We start from the raw sequence: 20163 nt of genomic DNA on the forward strand, positions 1-20163 counted from the left end.
TGTCTGTCCTGCGCAGACACAAAAATGAACCCATAAATTCCCATATTGAAATATTGCACGGGTGCACTCCTACCCTAGCACTTAATATAGCCTAACTTTAAAAGCCAGATGACGGTGCTATTTAAACACCCCCGCCTGGCTTTTATCTGTCAGTCAGACACTTCTACAACTACTCCGCTTTTTTCAGCATGAGTTGCCGGATATACTTCACCGGGGCGTTGCCATAGCTCAGAAATTGCTCGTTGAACTGCTTCACGCTGAACTCGTTGCCCTCGCGCTTTTTCACTTCCTCGCGCAGGCCATAAATATCGGTGTAGCCGCTGAAGTAGCTGCTGAGCTGCACTTGGCTGAGGGTAGCACGGCGCCACTTGTTGCGGGCCTCGGTTTCTTCCTGAAAACCGTCGCGGCGCAGCATGGCCACAGCCTGAGCCTCAGTGATGTTACCGACGTGCACTTCGTGGTCGAGGATGGCATTCAGGGTCACGCGCATGTTCCACTTGTCCCACATCAGCCAGATTTCGTCGGAGCCGCCGGCGTAGCCATTTTCCAGCATCATGCGCTCCGAGTACACAGCCCAGCCCTCAATCATGGCGCCGTTGCCGAAGATGCTCTTGATGAGGGAAGGGGCACGGTTGGCGTACACCAGCTGGGTGTAGTGGCCCGGAATGGCCTCGTGGATGTTCAGGATTTGCAGCGTGTAGTCGTTGTACTCGCGCAGGTAGCTTTCGGCTTGGGCATCAGTGAGGTTATCCAGAGGTTCTACATTATAGTAGGTATCGGCGCCCTTATCGTAGGGGCCGGGGGCCGAAACGCTGGCGCCTGCCCCGCCGCCACGCATGTACTTGGGCGTTTCGCGTACTACCAGCGGCTTGCTGGGGTCCTGAGTCAGCAGCTTCTTGTCGTCTACGAACTTGGTGAGGGTAGGAATCTGCGCCTTCACCGCCGCCACAAAACCGTCTTTGCTGACGTGCTTGGCAGATAGCTTGCTGATAACCTGCTGAATCAGGACCAGCGTATCGGCGGGCTGGGGCTGACCAGGGAAATACTTGGGCCAGAGACGGGTAGCCCGCACCTGCATATCGCGCAGCAGGTCCTGCTTGTGCGCCAGAGCTTTCTGGTACACCTGCTCGGCCGTGTAGCTCGACTGAATATCGTAGGCAAACTTTCTGGCAAATAACGCCTGGCCCAGCCGGAAGCTGCGGAAGTTCTTTTTCGGTAGTACTTCTTCCTTCAAAAAGCGCACGTACTCCTGCATGGCTAGCCGGGCCACGCCAATGCGGGTAGTAAGCTGCTGCTTTTCCTGCTCCGACAACCCCGAGCGCGCCACTGAGTCGGCCAGCGCCTTGCCAAACACGTCCATGCCGCCCTGCGTTTGCAGAATCGCTAGGTCGGTGTGCTCCCGGGTAGGGCGGCTGATGTTGTTTTTAGCCGCTTCGTAGTAGTCCGTGGCGCGACTGATTTTCAAGGAGATACTGCGCAGACGACGGTCCAGGGGCTGGTAGCGGCCGTTCAGGATTTCGGCCACGTTGCCGCTGATGTTGTAGTTAGATGGGTCCCACTGCCAGGCTTGCAGCGTGTCGTTGTACCAGCGGGCACCGTGCAGGTAGTTCTGCATCAGCTGGTAGTCGATCTGGTTGTCGGTTGACAGCTCGTTGAGCTGCCAGGTTTGCATATCCTTGAGGCGACGCGCCACAAAGGCGGCCTCTACCTGCCGCCGTCCCGCCGAGGGAATGGTCAGCAGCGAGTCGTAGCGGTGATAGCCAGCCCCGGAAGCCCACTCCGGGTTATAGTACCACAGAGAATCAATGAACTGCGTTTTGTAGCGCCCGAAGGAAGCATCGGGCTGGGCATCGGCCTCGGCTATTTTGCGGCTTTCAGACTCGCCCCCACAGCTGGCCAATAACGAGGTGGCGGCCAGCAGGGTAGACCAAATGAGTTTCGGGGAGAAAAGGTGTGGCATAGGGGGTGGTTGAATGAAAGAGGCAAGGTAGGAGAATTGCAGGCAGAAGCGAAACGAGAGAGCTAGGTCTAACTCCCCTCCTTTTTTAAGGAGGGGTGCCCGCAGGGCGGGGTAGTAAACGTCGTTGGAAGAGAGCTAAAGCTAGTTTTTCTATTTGTTAGTCTTCTAATTCTAACATCGTTCTGGCGGTTTTACCACCCCGGCCTGCGGCCACCCCTCCTTAAAAAAGGAGGGGAGTTAGACCTAGCTCTTCAGCTTCTAGCATCGTTCTCCGATACTTATTCCCTACCCCCTCTCTAGTTTCTAGCTCAGCAGCCCTACCAGCTTCTCCATACTCAGGCCGCGGCGCTGGAACTCGGTGCCGAGCTTGAGCAGGTGCAGCAACGGGCCGGTGGTGCGCGTGAGCAGGGCGTGGGCGTGCGGATCGGGGGTGAGGGGAATTTCTAGCTCCTCCAATACGTCGGCGTAGAAGGTGGCAGCTACGCGGGCGTCGAGGATAACGAAGGCGCCGCGGTCCTTCTCGCGGCGCACGAGGCGACCGAACCCCTGGCGCAGCTTCAGGCGGGCCGCCGGGCGGTAGAACTGGCTCCAGAACACGTCGTCAGCCTCGTAGCGCTTACGGTGGCTGATGAGCACGTCGCCGAGCGAGGGGAACGGCAGGCGCCACACAATCACCTGCGAGAGGGTAGGCCCGGCGAAGTCTACGCCCGTCCACATGCGGTCTACGCCCAGCAGCACCGACTGCGCCACCCGCCGAAAACGCCGGATTTCCCACTGGCTGGCCCCACGCTGGCAAATCAGTTCAATATCGTGCGCGGCTAGCGGAGCAGCCAGCCAGTCGGCCGCAAAGCGCAAGTCTTCCACAGAGGTGAACAGCACCAGCGTGCGGCCTTCCAGGGCCACCAGCAAGGGTAGCAAGGTGCGTAGCTGGGCCACGCGCCAACTTTCCAGCGCTGCTGGCGTCAGTCCCGCCCGAAACGGCGGCAGGTAGGCCGGAATGCTGCCGAGCACCGGCTCGCGTTCCTCATCCTTGAAATCGAACACGGAGGCAATGCGCTCCTCGGCCACAAATGGCACCCGTTGGTCGAGCTGTCGACGGAAGTAGTCGAGTTTATTCTCCACGTAGAGCGTGGCCGAGGTGAAGATGACCGTCCGAAACAAGTCGAACAGCGGCGTGGCGGGCTCGTTGGCCAGGCGGCCGGCGGCTTGCCGGGCCAAGGCCTGGCGCTCGGCAAACGTGGCGGCAGGCTCATCTTCCAGCTGCTCCAACACGGCCAGAGAGGTAGGATCGTGGGTGGTGAGGTAGGGCCAGAGGTCGTAGGGCTTGCGGATGAGGTTCCAGCCCAACTCGTCGTGGTCGCGGGTACGCTCCAGCACCGGCACGAAGCCGCGGCACGGGAACTCACCCAACAGGCGCGTCAGCACCTCTACCTGCCCCAGCGCCGTATCGACCAGGCGCACGGTGCGCAGGCGCAGGCGCTCATCGTGGTCGGGCGGCGTGTCGGATTCTTCCTCGTCCATGTCCATGGCGTTGCCCAGGTTGAGAGCCGTGCCGAGCTGCCGGGCAATGAGGCCCAACTCGCGGGCGGCGGCGGTGAGGGGAGCCAGCAGCGGCCGAAGCGCCGCTTGCAGCGGCTCGGCCAGGGCCATGCGCCCTCCCCTACCCCCGTAGGCCGGGCGCACCCATACCTCGTCCTGCCAATGCGTTTCGCCCAGCGGAAACGGCAGCCGCACCGCACCGTATCCACTGGGCAAAAAGTGCTGCCCTACCTCCTGCAACGCGTTGCGACTCGTTAGCAGCGGCTCGCGCACAGCCTCCACGGCTTGCCGCACCGTACGCAGCGCCCGACGACGGCGCAACGGGTCGGCGGCAGCGGCAGCAGCGGCCGAGGCTAGGTGGGCCGTGTGGAGGGCATCGGCGGCGGCAGGCGTGTCGTGCATGGCTTCGGCTACTTGGTGCAGCAGAGCGGCCTGATTCACGAGGTCATGCAGGCGGGCCTCGTCCCAGGCTTCGTAGGCGCGCTGCTCAGCGTCGGTGGCGCCGGGGCGTTCGTCGAGCGGGATTTTGCTCCACAGGGCATATTCTTCGTCGCTGAAGCGGGCGTCTAGCTCCCGGAGTAAGCCTTCGGGCGGGCGGCGTGTGCGCTCTTTTTCCGTTGGGGCAGCTTCCTCTGGGCGGCGCGACACCGCCGATGGACCACCGAGCAGCGGCTCCACTACCTCCTCCACCAGCTCGCGGGCGTTGAAGGTGCGGGCCAGCGCCGAGCGAAAGTTGTCGGGGAAACGGTCTGCTTCGTCCAAAATGCACACCTTGGCCCGTTCCAGTAACTGCGGGGGTAGGAGCGCCAGCTTGTGGTGGTTCACGATAATCAGGTTGGCTTCCTCGGCACGCTTGCGGTGAGCGGGATACACGCAGGCGGTACGGTCGGGCAGCTTGCCGTGGCGGCAGGCGCGGTCGGCCGTCACGCGGCGCAGCAGCCCGAACAGCGCCCCGCCGAGGCGGTCAGCTACCTGGGGCGCAATGTTCTCTACCTCGCCGTGGGTGTCGCGCAGGCGCAGAGCCAGGTAGAGCCACGCCAGCCGCTCGGCCCAGTCGGCGGTACGCTCGAAGCTGGCTTCGAAGTTCCTACCCAGCGCCTCGGCGCAGAGGTAACAGTTCTTGCCCTTCAGCATGGCCGTGCGAATGGCGGCGTAGCGGGGCACGCGTTTGCCATCGGACTGGCGCAGCAAGGCCGGCAGCTCACCGTGCTGCATCTGCTCCTGCAGGTTTTTGGTGGAGGTAGCCACAATGACGGCCGCGCCGGGCGCAATGCGCAAATACTCTAGTGCGGGCACTAGGTAGCCGAAGGTCTTACCCGTGCCCGTACCGGCTTCCAGCGCATATGGTCCTTCTTCGCCCGCAATAGACCGCGCCACGAAGCGGGCGTAGCGCAGTTGGGGCTCACGTACTTTCAGCTCCTCGGCGCCTACCTGCTTGCGCAGCTCGGCAAAGGCTTCGGTTACGTGTTCTTCCTTGAGTACCTGATTGATACCCAGTCCGGGCGTGGCAGCATCGTCGGGCTGGTCGCGCCAACGGGCCAGCCACTCTAGTAGCAGCTGTTGCGCCTGCTGGGCCTGGGGGCGCTCGAGGAAGGGCGCGGGCTTCGGCAACCGGCGCTGGGTAGCTTCGCGGGTGGTTTCGGTGGGGACCGGGGTATCGTCGCAGCAGTCGGGCTGCTGGGCCAGGGCACGCAGCAGCCGAAAGCCGCGCAGGGCCACCGGCCGCCGCACAGCATCGACCACAATGCTGTGCAGCAAGGCGTAAGCGGGCAGCCAGGAGCCACTACCAGCGCCCTGCACGCGCAACAGGCTGGCCAGTACCCATCGCACGCTTCGGCGCATGGCATGCAGCACGAAGGGCAATTGGGGTAGGCTTTTTTCGTAGCCTACCCGCTCGCGCCACGCTTTGTCGGCAAGTAGTTTTTCCTTGAGGTCGTCGGCATCATCAAGCACCTCGTGGGGCAGGAAGAAGGCCAGCAGCTCATCGAGGGCCACACAGATGGGCGCCTTGGGCATGTCGGCCAGCACCACCTGCTCCAACCACAGGCGCTCGGGTGAGGGCTGCCCGGCGCGGTCCAGAATCAGCAGGGCGTCATACTGTGCAAAGGCGGCTTGCACCTCCGCTTTGCTTTCCAGCCAGGTAGGGGCTTCGGCGGCCTTTTCGTTGCTGATGCGGCAGGCCTGAAACACGGCCGCCGAGTGCTCCCGCTCGGGGTTCAGCGGCCACGCCTGCACCTGGGCATCGGGCACCAGCGGTAGCAGGCCCACGTGCAGCAGTCCGTGCCCGTTGCCGGGCTGGTAGGGGCCGGTGGCAAACACGTGCACCACGGCCGCCCGCACAGGTTTCGCCGCCGAATCGAATAAACTCATACTTCTTTGATCCGGCACGAAGAGAGTGATGGCGCGCCGGGAGAAGCTTCAAAGATACTATGGATTGCCTGCCTTCCGATTCGCTCTACCCCCTATTCTCATAGCTTATTAGCAAGTGTGGTGGCCGAGACGGTGTAGCGCTTGGTACCGCCAAACTCCTGCGCAATGGCCTCCAGCTCCCGCCACTCGGAATTGCCGCCACCCCGGCGACGCACAACAGCTATCGGCATAGGGACGTGGGTGACAGCATTTTGTTCGTAAATGCGGAGCAAAAGGGTGTTATTGACAACGGTACCGGTTACTCGCACGGGAAATGCATCACTCCCCAGTGCATACGTCGAGAGGGTAAGCAAATCTTTATCACTGTGTTCGATGCTGTAGCCCCTGGCCACGAGAATGTGCGCCAAGCGTTTCCAACTGGCTTCCGGCGACTCGGCAAGGTCCAGTAGGATGGTATCATCGTCTCGGCTAGTAGTGGCAGATGATTGCGCGTGAGCGAGCTGTGCGTAAACCACCAACAGGAACGTATAGACGGTCTTTTTCATAGAGAAATAGCTATATAAAATCTCGAAACGTATTGGATGCCTCGCTCATTGTATAGGCAGCATACCAAGAGCCGCCACGAAGCCGAATGCATTCCTTGTCATCGGCTTGTGGCGGCTCTTGCCATTTGTATTTTGCCTGGCCGCGGCCTACTTCCCTACCGTTTTGTAGAGCATACCCGCGCTCAGCTTGTCGGTGGTTTTCATGCCGTTGAGAATAGCTAGCTCCTCGTGGCGCCGGGCCGGAATGCCATTGGCCGTGAGGGCCTGTGCCAGCGTCTGGCCAGCTTTGGCAGTTTTGATGCGGATTTTCTCGGGCTGACGGTTCAGCTTGCTGGCGTCGGTGAGGCGGGCAAAGCCCTGGGCCGTGCGCTGAAAGCTGGGACCGTAAGTAGTGAGCGTGTTGGGCGCGCACAAGCCAATGAAGGCGTAGAGCGTTTTGCCGTCCTGAATCACGTAGGAAAGCGTACTGGCCGTGATGCCCTGCCGCCCGGTTTGCTGGTCCTGCCCTACCTGGTCACCCTGGATAGCCACCGCCGGGAAGCCGTTGATGGTGGTGCGCGAGGCCTGCGGCGACTGTAGCTTCAGTTGCTCGGCCAGGCTCTGGGCGGCTGCTTCGAGGGTTCCGTTGCCGGCCGTCGTCAGGATTTGCACGGCTTTGCCGTTGGGCTCGGCCATCTGAAACTGCGAGGGTGAGTTCTGCGACTTCCACCCGCTGGGAATCGGGAAGCGAAACTTCAGATCGGGGTGGTAGAACACGCCCCCTTCTACAAAGCCCTGGCGCGGGTCTTCGCCATAGGGCAGGCCCTCAATCCGGCGCAGGTAGGAGTCGCGGTTCACGGTGAGGGCGCGGCCGCCCACCTGCTGCTTGGCCTGCGTTGCTAGCTGCTTCACGGTGGTGTAGCGGTCGGCGGAGTTGGGGTGCGACGACAGGAAATCCGGCACCGCGTCAGCTCCACTGGCGGCCTGTTCGCGCTGCAGGGTCTGGAAGAAATCAGCCATGTAGCTGGCGTCGTAGCCAATTTTGGTGCTGTAGGTCACGCCCAGCTTGTCGGCCTCGCGCTCATCGTCGCGGCCATATTTCAGGAACAGCAGCCCTACCCCCTGCGACAACGGCTGGGCTAGTTGGGCGATGCGGCTCGAAAAGATGGAACCCAGCAGCAGCGCCCCCGTGGCCAGGGTAGAGCGCGTTTGCTGTTTCTGCCCGTGTTTAGCCGTGATGTGCCCAATCTCGTGCCCCAGCACGCCAGCAAATTGCGCTTCGTTGTTGAAGTGCGCCATAATGCCGCGGGTGAAATACACGTTACCATCGGGCGCAGCAAAGGCGTTGATAACCGGTGAATCGACGATGGTGAAGTTGTAGCCGTAGTCGGCGCGGTTGGACACTGCAGCCATTTGCTGGCCTTTCTGCTTGATAAACTGCTGCAAGGGGGCATTCTCGAGCAGGCCAAACTGCGCAATTACCTGCGGATCGGGCTGTTTAGTTTGTTTGGTTTGCTGGGGCGAGCGGAAAGCCGTGGAGCCTGCCAGAGGCAACAGCAAAGCCAGCGCACCCACGCGGGCGTGGCGGGCAAAAAACGAAACGTGTGACATAACAGACGGGGAGAGAGTGGAAAACAGAACGAGCGTACGGATATACTTACAGGAAAACCCGCTGCTCTCCTACTCTTAGGCGAAAGTTGTACCAATCGTGGCAAAAGTAGGACGACATGGAGTTTACAGTACCAGTACTGTTCAACTTCGTTATAAGTTGCCAAGCAGCTGACAAGCGCATTACGCAACCACCAAAAGTGGTCTATCGGTTACCGAAAGCTCATTATTGACGCTAATAGCTACGATTTTCGGGCAGAACACCTGGCGGCGAACAGCAGTAGGCATCCTACTAACTAGGGTTGAGCGGTATACTGCCGAGGTACTCTCCCAGCAGCCTCGTACTTTCGCAGCATGGCCCGACTCCTTCTGCTCCTACCCGTAGCCCTGCTTGCCTGCTCCCAGCAATCTGCCGAAACGCGCACGGCCGTCGTGGTGCTCCCTACCCCCGCCTCCACCACTACGTCTCAGGTAGCCCCGCCCCTCACCGAAACGTTTGAGGCCGGCAGCAAAGGCGCCTACGCCACCGCCAACGAAGCCCTACCCTCCGGCTCCTGGCGCTTTGCCGAGGCACTGATTGGCGCTTCCGACCAAGACCACAAGGATGGGCAGCGGGCAGCGCGCCTGCGCGAAGGTGGCCGCCTGGGCATGAATTTCGATGCCCCCGCGGGCGTGCGCACTATCCGCATCCGCAGCGCCAGCTACGGCACCGACCCCGCCAGCACTTGGGAGCTGTGGCTGAGCCAGGACGGCGGCCGGCGCTACGCCCGCATGGGCCAGCCTGTGCGCACGGCCGGCGCGGGCCTTCTTACCACCACTTTCACCGTACCGCAGCCAGGACCGGTGCGTCTGGAAATCAGAAAGGTAGATACCGGCAAAGGTCGCCTGAACATCGACGACATCGAGCTGCTGCCAACCGGCACCCCTACCCCTACACCCCAGTCCCCCAGTCCCTCGGCCCCTACCCAAGACCCGAAGATCCCAGGCTCACAAGACCCCAATTTACTCCTCGGTAACCCCAGCGGTGCCACGGCCAGCCTTAGTGCACCGAACAACTACCTGATGGTGAAGGCTCAATATACGCTGAGCTACAACGCCCAGCGCGGCACGCCTACCTGGGTAAGTTGGCACCTAAGCAAAGCCGAGATGGGCTCAGCGCCGCGCCAGGACGACTTCCGTCCCGACCCGGCCCTACCCCGGCAGTTCTACCAAGTGACGTCGAAAAGCTACTCCGGCTCGGGCTTCGACAAAGGCCACAATTGCCCCTCTGCCGACCGCACGTACACGCTGGACGACAACTCGGCTACTTTCCTAATGACTAACATGATTCCGCAGGCGCCCAACAACAACCAGCGCACATGGTCGGCGCTGGAGGAGTATGGGCGCAGCCTCGTGAGGCAGGGCAAGGAAATCTATATCGTGATGGGCAGCTACGGCCGGGGCGGGGTAGGCGCCAATGGCCCTGCCGCCACCATCGACCAGGGCCGCGTGACAGTGCCCAAACGCGTGTGGAAAGTGCTGGTGGTACTGCCCAAGGGCACCAACGACCTGCAACGCATTGCTGCCGGGCAGGCCCGCATCATTGCCATCGATACGCCCAATGACAACAGCGTGAGCCCCAACTGGGGCCAGTATCGTGTGAGCCTCGACGCCTTGGAAGCCGCCACCGGTCTGGACTTGCTGAGCGCCCTCCCCGAAGCCGCGCAAACGCGCCTGCAAGCAAGCGTAGATGCGGGCCCCACGCGGTAAACTCACCGGTTTCTGCATCACCTAAACAGTATGCTACGTAGAATTTGCGGGTTGCTTCGCGGCGGCTGCCTACTTTTGCTTTCTATACTGTTACCGATCCGGTAATAGTGGTACCACGCGCAGTTTTACAGTCAATATGAGTGCAGATATCTTATTTACGGGAGGCGGAGAGATGGGAGAGCGAATCAGAACGCTGGACTGGTCCCGGACAAAACTGGGCCCCGTAGCCGACTGGCCGCAGAGCCTAATTACGGCCGTGCAAATTATGCTCGGCTCGCGCTTTCCGATGATGGTGCACTGGGGACCGGAGCTGGTTCATTTCTATAATGATGGCTACGCTGCCATTCTACAAACCAAACACCCCGGTGCGCTGGGCCAGCCGGCCCAGCCCTGGTGGGACGAGATGTGGCCTTTTCTAACGCCCATTTTCGAGCAGGTATGGGCTGGCCATACCACTCACTTCGAAAATCAACTGGTGCTCCCCAACCGTCGGGGCTTCGTGGAGGAAACGTATTTCACTTTCAGCCACAGCCCCATTCGGAATGAAAGCGGGCAGGTAGCTGGCGTCTTTGTAACGGCCATGGAAACCACCACAACGGTTTTGAACCAGCGGCGGCTGGCCATGTTCAGCTCCCTGATGGCGCATGCGGCCCTTGCTTCCCGGCCTGTAGAAGCGGCTCAGCACCTGGTAGCCTCCCTAGCCACCGACTCCGATGATATCCCGTTTGCGCTGCTCTATAGCATCGATCAGCCGGCCCAAATGGCCCACCTCACGGGCTGGTTTGGGCTGCCTGCCGGCGAGCCGACGGCCCCCAGCACCTTATCACTGAACACCAGCCGGTACTGGCCGATGGCCGAGACGCTGTCTGCCCGTCAGCCGGTATTAGTGGATGACCTGCCCACCCGCTTTGGCAGCTGGCCGGAAGGCAATTGGTCTGTGATACCTACGCAGGCCCTGCTGCTCCCCCTTCGCCTGCACGAAAACGACACCGCGGCCGATAAGGTGCTGATTGTAGGCCTGAGCCCCCGCCGCCCGCTGGATGCCGACTACTACGCCTTTTTCTCGCTGGTAGCCGACTACGCTGGGCGGGCCCTAAACCATGCCGCGGCCACCTACGAGGCCTACCGTCTCAACCAGGCTTTGCAGGAGGCCAATAGCTCGCTGGACACCTTTGTGCACATTGCAGCCCACGATCTGAAAGGGCCGACCAATAACTTAGAGAGCTTGATTGAGGTGTATCGCGAGGAGCCCGCCGGCGCAGCGCAGGAGCACGTTATGACGCTGCTGACCAAGGAAGTACACCGGCTGACGAGTACCGTGGCGGGTCTATTGGATATCCTGCGGAGCCAGCACACAGCAGCACCGCCCGCCGAGAGAGTGGAGCTGCAAACCGTATTTAGCCGTGTGTATGCTGACCTGATGGGGTACATGCAGGCGCAGGAGGGAATGATTACGGCTGATTTCAGCCGGGCCCCGGTGGTGGTATGCCCCCCTGCCTACCTCGAAAGCATCCTGAAAAACCTACTGCACAACGCCCTCAAGTACCGCGCCCCCGACCGGCCGCCCGTGGTGCACGTAAGCACCCGCAGCCGCGACAACAACGTGGTGCTGAGTATTGTTGACAACGGCATCGGCATTGATTTGCAGCGGGACCGGGACCGGCTGTTCAGCCCGTTCACCCGCCTCACGGCCGAGGGTGAGGGCGCTGGCCTGGGCCTCTATATGGTTCGCTCCCTGGTGCAGCAGCAAGGCGGCGCCCTCGATGCCAGCAGCTCCCCCGGCGTGGGCACTACCTTCACCATCGTGCTACCCGCCACTGGCCCCGAGAAGTAGGCCCTCTGAAAAACCAGAAACACCAAGCGCGCGAAAAGCAATTTTCGCGCGCTTGGTGTTTGGGCTGCTGGGGGAGAGACACAGACCAGCTTGTGTCTCTCCCCCAGCAGCCCAAACACCAAGCGCGCGAAAAGCAATTTTCGCGCGCTTGGTGTTTGGGCTGCTGGGGGAGAGACACAGACCAGCTTGTGTCTCTCCCCCAGCACACAGTACTAGACTCTTATTGCAGCTTGAAGCCAGCCATCTGCACGTCGCGGGAGTTGCCGCCTACCATCACCTGGAAGTCACCGGGCTCGGCCACGAAGTTCAGGTCGTTGTTGTAGAACTTCAGGTCGTCGGGCGAAAGACGGAAGGTGAGGGTGCGGCTTTCACCCTTTTTCAGCATCACTTTCTGGAAGCCCTTCAGCTCTTTTACGGGGCGCGAGAGGCTGCCTACCATATCGCGGATGTAGAGCTGGGCCACTTCCTCGCCGTCGTAGTTGCCAGTGTTGCGCACAGTCACTTTCACTTCCAGCGGCTGATTCTGGCCCAGCGTGGTGGTGCTCAGCTCGGGCTTGCCGTACTCAAACTTGGTGTAGCTCAAGCCGAAACCGAAGGGATAGAGCGGCTCGTTCACCTCATCCAGGTAGCGCGACTTATACTTGTCCATCGGGTCGGTGCCGGCGTAGGGACGGCCAGTGCTCTTGTGGTTGTAGTACAGCGGAATCTGCCCCACGGAACGCGGAAAGGTCATCGTGAGTTTGCCCGATGGGTTGTAATTACCAAACAGCACATCGGCCATGGCGTTGCCAGCTTGGGTACCGCCAAACCACGTTTCCAGGATAGCCGAGGCGTTTTGATCTTCCCAGGTCAGCGTGAGCGGCCGGCCGTTCATGAGTACCAGCACCAGCGGCTTACCGGTGGCTTTCAGGGCCTTGAGTAAGGCGAGTTGCTGGCCGGGTAGGCCAATATCGGCGCGGCTGGCGGCTTCACCGGTCATGCCCTGGCTTTCGCCCACGGCGGCCACAATCACATCGGCCTGCTGGGCTACCTGCACGGCCTCCTTTATCATTTCCTCAGAGGAGCGCTTGTCCAGCACCAATTCTCCTCCGTGGTGGTTGAGGCGGTCAAGCATCTGTTGGTCATCGGCAATGTTGGCGCCTTTGGCATACACGATTTTCACCGCGTTGCCGGCCACGTTCTTAATGCCCTGCTCCAGCGACACAGCCTGTTTCCAGTCGCCGGCGCCGCTCCAGTTGCCAATCATGTCGCGCTGGCTCTGGGCCAGTGGGCCCACCAGTGCAATGGTGCCCGACTTCTTGAGGGGTAGGGTTTGGTTGTCGTTTTTCAGCAGCACCATGCTCTTGCGGGCAATGTCGCGGGCATCGGCAATGAACTCCTTGTTCATAATCACCTTCTTGGCCCGCTTCTCCGACACGCCGTGGTAGGGGTCTTTGAACAGGCCGAGGCGGTACTTGCCTTCCAGCACGCGGCGGCACGCCAGGTCAATATCGGCCTGCTTCACGAGGCCGTTTTTCAGGTCTTCGCCCAAGTGCTTCAGGAACAGCTCCCCTACCATGTCCATATCGGCACCAGCTTTCAACGATAGCGCGGCTACTTCTTTCTCGTCGCCCATGCCGTGCGCAATCAGCTCGTTGATGGCTGTGTAGTCGGTGGCCACGAAGCCCTTGAAGCCCCATTTCTCGCGCAGCAGGTCCGTCAGCAGCCAGCGGTTGGCAGTGGCTGGCACTCCGTTCACGTCGTTGAACGACGACATTACGGACCCTACCCCGGCATCGACGGCAGCTTTGTAGGGCGGCAGGTACTCATTGTACATGCGCACCTTGCTCATGTCGGTGGTGTTGTAGTCGCGGCCGGCTTCGGAGGCGCCATAGAGGGCAAAGTGCTTTAGGCAGGCCATCACGGCATTTTCCTTGGTCAGGTCGGTTCCCTGATAGCCGCGCACCATGGCTTCAGCCATGCGCGAACCGAGGTAGGCGTCTTCACCAGCGCCCTCGGCCACGCGGCCCCAGCGCGGGTCGCGGGCAATGTCGACCATGGGCGAGTACACCCAATGTAGGCCATCGGCTGAGGCTTCTTCGGCGGCAATGCGGGCGCTACGCTCTACGGCCGTAAGGTCCCAGCTGGCAGCCAGCCCCAGCGGAATGGGGAAAATGGTGCGGTGGCCATGAATGACATCGTAGCCAAAAATCAGGGGAATTTTCAGGCGGGTTTGCTTCAAGGCCAGCTCTTGGAGCTTGCGGGCGGCAATGGGCGTGTAGGTGTTGAACACACCGCCGACGTTGCCTTTCGAGATGTTCTCGTTCACATTTTGGCTCACTACCGGCCCCGTCACGTCAAACCCTACCGATACTAGATTCAGCTGACCAATTTTCTCTTCCAGCGTCATTTTCTGCATCAGGTTGTCGATGAAGGCCTTCATCTTGGGGTCGTCCTGCATGACTTTGGGGGTAGGCGCTGGTGGTTGCTGCTGGGCATGTAGCGGCGCCGTCGTGAAGGTGAGGCCCAGCGTGAGCAGCAGGGCAGCGCGGGAAAGTTTATTCATGGGTGTACTATGTGGGAAATTTGAGTGTTTTTGATTTGATGAGTAGAGCTAAGACCAGAACCTAGTTCCTCTCAGCTAAGGAAGAATTAAGGGTGGTTGAATACCGTTGCACGACGTAAATAGTCTTGAAAATGAAAAGACTAGTTTTTAGCTTCGTTCTGATGGAGGCCAACCACCCCTAACCCCTCCTTAGCTAAGGAGGGGAGCTAGTTCTAGCCTCGTCCTCACTTCGCCTCCACTACTTGTGTGCGAGGGCCTACGCCGGCTTCGTTCACGGGTTCGATGGTGAAGTAGTAGGGCTTTTGGTTGTCCATGCCTTTAAAGTAGTAGTCGTTTTGGCCGTGCACCATGATGCTGTTGTAAAGCTTGCCGGGCTCGGTGCCGAAGAAGATGTTGTAGGCGTAAGCGTTGTCGACGGGGCGCCACTTCAGCCAGGCGCTGCGCTTGTCTTTCTCAGTGCGTAGCACCACGAAATCCTGCACCGCGGCGGGTTTGGGCACGTTGGCCGTACCGAACACGCGCAGACCACTGAGGGCAAACTTACCGGTGGGCATGTGCACGTTTTCGAGCTTGAGGTAGCGGGCCTGTATGGGCTGCGCGAGCTGGAGGTAGTCGTGCGGCACGTCGGTTTGATTTTTACTCTTATCAACCAGCAGCTTCCACTTTTTGCCGTTTTCAGAATACCAGAGCTTGTACTGATGGTAGGTATTGGTCTGCTTGCCCAGAAACTCGGCGTCCTGATCGGCGTAGTTGAGCTGCACGGCCCGCACGGTGCTTACCTGGCCCAGGTCGGTCTGGAACCACTCGCCTTTGTTGGCGGTGGCGGCGCTCCAGTAGGTGCGGATGCTCTCGTCGACGGCCAGGTTGGGGGCGTAGTTGCCGAGGGTGCTGCTGGCCTGCACGGGCTTGTTGTAATTGAGCAGCATCCAGCCCGTGAAGCGGCTTTGTAAGTGGTCGGCAGTGCCGGTGGGTAGGTAGTGTGGGTAGTCGCCGAAGGTGGTATTGCTATACAGCACGCCGTCCTTATCGAAGCCGGCGGGCCACAGCCCCAGCCGCCGCTCGAAGTTATTTTTCACCGAAATGACCATGGTAGACACGTGCCACCAGTTGCCGTATTTGTCCTGAAACGTATTGCCGTGCCCCGCCCCGCGCGCAAAGCCACCCGGCTTGTAGGCAAACGGGTCTGACTGCGGCCGGAAAGGCCCGAGCGGCTTGTCGCTCACTTGCACGCCATCGGCGTAACCGCTGAATTCGGTGCCGGGCGCGCCGTATTGGAGGTAGTATTTGCTGTTGTGCTTGATCATCGAGGCCCCTTCCATGAAGGGGTCCAGGAAGGTATTGTCGAGGTACTCGCCGAAGCGCTGCCAGCCAAACCGTTTGTCGTTCAGACCAAACATTTCCTGCCGCTCGCCAATGGGCTGAAAAGTTTTGCGGCTGATTTGCTGACCGTAGAGCGGGTACAGGTTCGAGCTACCCCAATATAGATAGAGCTTGCCGTCGGTATCCAGAAACAAATCGGGGTCCCAGGCCACTACCGGAAACGGGTCCACAGCTTCCTTCCAAGTGTCGTGCTTGGGGTCGGTGCTCATCCAAAGCTGAAAATTCTTCTGGGCGGCCGAGCCCAGCACCAGCAGGGTGTCGCCTACCACCGCCACCGCCGGGGCGCACAGGTCATCGTACACCGTGTGGTAAGGCTTCAGAAACGAGCGTTTCACGAAGGTCCAGTGGTAGAGGTCGGGGCTGTGCCAGTACCCCCACTGGTTGGTACTGAACAGGTAGTAGTCGCCCTTGTAGAGCGTGATGACTGGGTCGGCGGTGGCGCGATGCCGGCCGCTGGTCGCAAAGTTCGGAATTGGCGTGTAGCCGTAGTCCAGGTTGAGCGGGTTGCAATAGGTAGCGGTCGGGCCGGTGGGCTGGGCCGCAGTGGGTAGGGCCATTAGTCCGGCAGCCAGCAGCAGGCCCCACAGGCAGAAAGTGCGCGTAGATGTCCTCATTGTTTCTACCCTTTATTTGTGCTGACTGAACAGCCACGACAGCAGCTCCGGTTCGGCAAAGGCGCTGTCCCAGCTGTTGTGGTTCACGCCAGGATACTCGGTGTATTTCACTTGGGCACCGGCCTGTTTCAGGGCCGCTACCATTTCGCGGGAGTGCTCGGGCGCCACCACATCGTCGGCGCTGCCATGAAATACCCATAGGGGTAGGCGTTTAGCGTAGCGTTTCACCGAAGCTGGCTCGCCGCCGCCGCAGATGGGCGTGGCCGCCGCAAACAGCTTTGGCTCGCGGTACAAGGCCTCAAACGTACCCATCCCTCCCATCGACAAACCCATGATATACACCCGCTTTTTATCGACATGGTCTTGCCGGCGCAACTGCTGCACTAGGTCGAGGGCGGCACGCAAAGGCCAGTTGGGGCCATCGGCGTAGCGGAACTGGATATCGAGTGGGTGCTTGGTGCGGTCAATTTTCGTGGCCGCCCAGTAGCTATCTTCGGGGCACTGCGGAAACACCACAATGGCTGGGAATTGCTGCCGGTTCTGCGGATCCAGAAACAGCTTACTACCGTGCGTCAGCTGCTTTTCGTTGTCAGCACCCCGCTCCCCGGCCCCGTGCAGCACCAGTATCAGCGGGTACTTTTTGGCGGGGTCGTAGTTCTCAGGGTACAAGATGCGGTAGGGCAACGTGTGACCACCTTTAGCAGCGTACGTCCGAGACTGAAAGCCTACACCTTGCTGGGCGTGGGCTAGGGTCACGCAGGCACATGTCAGCAGGGTAGCCAGTAAGTAGCGAAAAAGTGAATTTTGCATAGCATTGTGGTTTTGCGCGGACGGAGGCGCCTCGCCCCCGGCCCCTTCTCCTCTGGGAGAGGGGGAGTATTTGCCGGAGCTATTAGCTGTTAACTTTTCATTGACGGGGGCTAGCAGCCATCAGCTAGTAGCTAACAGCCCAATCGTCAGTCTCTCCCTCTCCCGGAGGAGAGGGGGCCGGGGGTGAGGTCCACCTATTTCTTCAACTGTGGGCTTTCGATGCCCAGCTTCTTCAAGCCTTTCTGCACGTCGGGGCTGCTCATGAAAAGTTTCCACAGCAGGCCTGTGCGGTGGTTTTCAATCATGCCTACAATAGGACCTTGGTCGATGGCGAGGTAGGACTTAGCGTACCAGTTGTGCTCGGGGCTGAACGCATCCACGAAGCCGTACTCGCCCCAGATTTTGTCGCCCAGGTCGTTGTAGTAGTGCCTCAGCGCCGCCATTGATTCCTTGGGCGCGTAGGGCATGGCCGATAGCGCGGCGGTAGGTGAAATCACGCCCAGGTCTTCGGTGGGCGAATGCGCGGCGTAGCCCTTGTAGCTATCCGAGGCGGTGAGGCCCCAGGTGTCTTTCCCGTAACCCTTGTACTTCTTCGGGTTCTGCACGCAGTAGTCGTAGTTGATGCGCGTGTGAGCCTGGTTCTGCTGCCAGTAATCAGCGTACTGGTCCTTGAGGCCGCGTGGGTCAATGCCCAAAAACGAGTAGTGCGAGAAAAATAAGGGTCCGCCGTAGTCGAAGCCCAGCGGCAGGGTAGTGCCCAGGTATTTCTTCCCGTTTTTGAAGGCGTTGCCGGTGGCCCAGCCTTCGTCGTACACTTTCTTATCGATGCTGTAGCGCGGCGAGGCGGCCGCCAGCACGTAAGTCACAAAGCACTCGTTCCAGCCATGAATCTGGTGGTTCATGCTCCAGTCGTTGTTGGGGCTCCAGTGCCAGTACAGCACGTTCTGTTTTTGGGTGTACCAATTCCACTCCACGCCTTCCCACATCCACAGAATCTTGTTGCGCAGGTTGCTTTCCGTGGGCGTGTCTTTGGTGAAATACTGACGGGCGCAAATCAGACCTTCAAATAGAAAGGAGGTTTCCACAAGGTCGCCGCCGTCGTCTTTGGGGCTGAAGCGGATAGTTTTGCCCGTCTCGCCGTTCAGCCAGTGCGGAAACGCGCCGTGAAACATGTCGGCCTTCCACAAGAAGTTGACAATCTTCCCTACCCGCTCGGCAGCCTGCTCCCGCGTAATCCATTTGCGCTCGGCGGCCACAATGATGGCCATAATGCCGAAGCCCGTGCCGCCCGTTGTCACTACCTCGTCGCCGTAGTCGAAGCTCACGTTGCTCCGTTCCCGCGCCATGCCCGATACCGGGTGCCCAAAGTCCCAGAAATACTTGAACGTCTGGCGCTGCACTTCATCCAGCAGCTGCTCGTCGGAGAGGTTTTTCTGGCGGGGGGCAGTGTAGGTGAGCTTGGCAGTGGCGGGAGCAGTTTGAGCCTGAGCACTGAGCGGCAGCAGACTGGCCGCGCCCAGGCAGGTAGCAAGCAGGCAGGCAAATGGATTCGGATTGTTCATAAACAAAGGTGTAGTTTAGGAAAAGCGCGGGGTTGTGAAAAGGTCCTTAAAAAAGAACGTCATGCTGAGCTTGTCGAAACAGCTCGCTCACTTCGTCTGGCAGTCTGCAACGAAGCGGGCGAGATGCTTCGACAAGCTCAGCATGACGTTCTTTTTAACCTAGCCGTTTAGTAGCCAGGATTTTGGGTAATCAGCCCGCCGCTGATGTCGATGCGGTTTTGCGGAATAGGGAATACCTCGTTTTTGCCGTCTACAAAGTTTTTACCCACGGCGCGCAGCACGGTACCGGCTCGGCCCTGGCGCACCAGGTCCCAGAACCGCTCGTGCTCCATGGCCAGTTCCACGCGCCGCTCGCGCCAGATGGCTTGGCGCAGCGCCGTTTGGTCGGTGGTTGTCACATCGGGTAGCACGTTGGCGTTAGTGCCACGAGCACGCTTGCGCACCAGGTTCAGGTCAGTGAGAGCCTTGGCCGAGTTGCCTTGTTGGTTGGCAGCCTCGGCATTCATCAGCAGCACGTCGGCGTAGCGCAGAATGCGGATGTTCTTGCCCGAGTCGCCGTTGCCGTTGGGTGAGCGGGGGTCGGTGGCGCGCACATAGGCCTTTTGGTTGTAGCGCGGGTTGTCAATCACCGTGGGGATGGTTACACCGTCGCCCAGGTTTTCGCCGGCGTAGATGATAGTAGCGTCGCGGCGCGGGTCACCGGCTTCGTAGGCGTTGTTCAGGTCCTCGGAGGGTGAGTTAAAGCCCCAGCCCCCGGTTGGGATGGGTGCGCGTGGGCTTTGTACCTCAGAATACTGCGAGCCGCCCCCACCCTGCGGCAGGGTAGCGCACTGCACCTCAAAGATGGACTCGCTTGAGTTTTCGCCTTCTAGATTGAACAACAACGCGTAGTTGTTGTAGAGGCTGTACTCGCCAGAGTTGATGACCGCATCGGTGAGAGAAAGCACCTGGCCCCAGTTGTTTTGGTACATATATACCTTGGCCAGCAGGCCCTGCGCGGCGCCCTTGGTCACGCGGCCCAAGTCGGCGGTGGGGTAGGCCGAGCGCACGGGTAGGGCCTCAATGGCCGCATTCAGGTCGGCAATGATGAACTGGTAGGTCTGCTCGCGGGTAGCGCGAGGACGCGAGGAATTGCTGCCGTCGCGGGGAGGTAGCTCATCAATAATGGGCACGCCGCCGTAGGTGCGCACTAGGTTGAAGTAGAAGTAGGCGCGCAGGAAGCGGGCCTCGCCAATCAAACGAGCTTTCAGCGCGTCGTCCATTTGAATATCGGGCACGCGCAGAATTACTTGGTTGGCGCGGGCAATGCCCAGGTAGTAGCCCTGCCAGAAACCATCGAGCAGGCCGTTGGCGGCCGTTGCCGTAAAGTTGTCCAACTCGCCCATAGCGGGGGCATCACCGGGGGTACTCCCCTTGTCGGCATCATCGGAAGCTACGCTGGCAATGCCGATGAAGGAGAACGTGTGCACCGAGAAGTCGCGCAGCTGGTTGTAAATGGCGTTGGTAGCCTGCACGGCGCCGTCGGAGGTGGCAAAGAAGTTTTCGCTCAGCTCCTCGCCCAGGGGCTGCGTGTCCAGAAAGTCCTGGCAGCTGCTAACGGCCATGCTCAATGAGAGGCTGGCCAGGGCAATGATATAGTATTTCGCTTTCATGATGCGATGTGCTTAT

11 protein-coding genes are annotated in these 20163 nt (G+C 60.2%); 2 read left to right on the forward strand and 9 right to left on the reverse strand.

The features are described 5' to 3' along the window. Positions 1-169: 169 nt before the first annotated feature. The 4 genes from MUN82_RS09490 to MUN82_RS09505 all read right to left on the reverse strand — a co-directional run bounded on the left by MUN82_RS09490 (position 170) and on the right by MUN82_RS09505 (position 8004). Positions 170-1960, reverse strand: a complete 1791-nt coding sequence (locus tag MUN82_RS09490; protein WP_245096973.1) for a DUF885 domain-containing protein — start codon at positions 1958-1960, stop codon at positions 170-172. Positions 1961-2263: 303 nt separating this feature from the next. Then, positions 2264-5869 carry an ATP-dependent DNA helicase gene (locus tag MUN82_RS09495; RefSeq protein WP_245096974.1) on the reverse strand — a complete coding sequence of 1202 codons (3606 nt, stop codon included), beginning with the start codon at positions 5867-5869 and terminating at the stop codon, positions 2264-2266. Positions 5870-5967: 98 nt separating this feature from the next. Next, a complete protein-coding gene (locus tag MUN82_RS09500) occupies positions 5968-6414 on the reverse strand; it encodes a hypothetical protein (RefSeq protein ID WP_245096976.1) in 447 nt (148 codons plus the stop codon). Positions 6415-6561: 147 nt separating this feature from the next. Then, on the reverse strand, positions 6562-8004 hold the full coding sequence (locus tag MUN82_RS09505) for a M48 family metalloprotease (RefSeq protein WP_245096978.1): 1443 nt from the start codon (positions 8002-8004) through the stop codon (positions 6562-6564). Between the two features lie 351 nt (positions 8005-8355). Between MUN82_RS09505 and MUN82_RS09510 the strand changes: the two genes are divergently transcribed. Together MUN82_RS09510 and MUN82_RS09515 are read left to right on the forward strand one after the other, a co-directional pair. Continuing rightward, complete coding sequence (locus MUN82_RS09510; RefSeq protein WP_245096980.1) at positions 8356-9750, forward strand: DNA/RNA non-specific endonuclease; 1395 nt, start codon at positions 8356-8358, stop codon at positions 9748-9750. 136 nt (positions 9751-9886) lie between these two features. Next, positions 9887-11584, forward strand: a complete 1698-nt coding sequence (locus MUN82_RS09515; protein ID WP_245096982.1) for a sensor histidine kinase — start codon at positions 9887-9889, stop codon at positions 11582-11584. A 220-nt stretch (positions 11585-11804) separates the two neighbouring features. On the opposite strand, the gene bglX is transcribed toward MUN82_RS09515, so the two are convergent. The 5 genes from bglX to MUN82_RS09540 all read right to left on the reverse strand — a co-directional run bounded on the left by bglX (position 11805) and on the right by MUN82_RS09540 (position 20147). After that, on the reverse strand, positions 11805-14129 hold the full coding sequence (gene bglX, locus MUN82_RS09520; protein WP_245096983.1) for a beta-glucosidase BglX: 2325 nt from the start codon (positions 14127-14129) through the stop codon (positions 11805-11807). A 224-nt stretch (positions 14130-14353) separates the two neighbouring features. Beyond that, positions 14354-16123, reverse strand: a complete 1770-nt coding sequence (locus tag MUN82_RS09525; protein ID WP_245096985.1) for a family 43 glycosylhydrolase — start codon at positions 16121-16123, stop codon at positions 14354-14356. Positions 16124-16135: 12 nt separating this feature from the next. Further along, on the reverse strand, positions 16136-16933 hold the full coding sequence (locus MUN82_RS09530; protein ID WP_245096987.1) for a carboxylesterase family protein: 798 nt from the start codon (positions 16931-16933) through the stop codon (positions 16136-16138). A 194-nt stretch (positions 16934-17127) separates the two neighbouring features. Then, positions 17128-18495 (reverse strand): glucoamylase family protein, encoded by a 1368-nt coding sequence (locus tag MUN82_RS09535; RefSeq protein ID WP_311136436.1) that lies wholly within the window; start codon positions 18493-18495, stop codon positions 17128-17130. A gap of 167 nt (positions 18496-18662) precedes the next feature. Beyond that, positions 18663-20147, reverse strand: coding sequence for a RagB/SusD family nutrient uptake outer membrane protein (locus MUN82_RS09540; protein ID WP_245096989.1), 1485 nt, complete (start codon positions 20145-20147; stop codon positions 18663-18665). Positions 20148-20163 lie beyond the last annotated feature (16 nt).

Origin of the sequence: Hymenobacter aerilatus, assembly GCF_022921095.1 — a bacterium.
Classification (GTDB): domain Bacteria; phylum Bacteroidota; class Bacteroidia; order Cytophagales; family Hymenobacteraceae; genus Hymenobacter; species Hymenobacter aerilatus.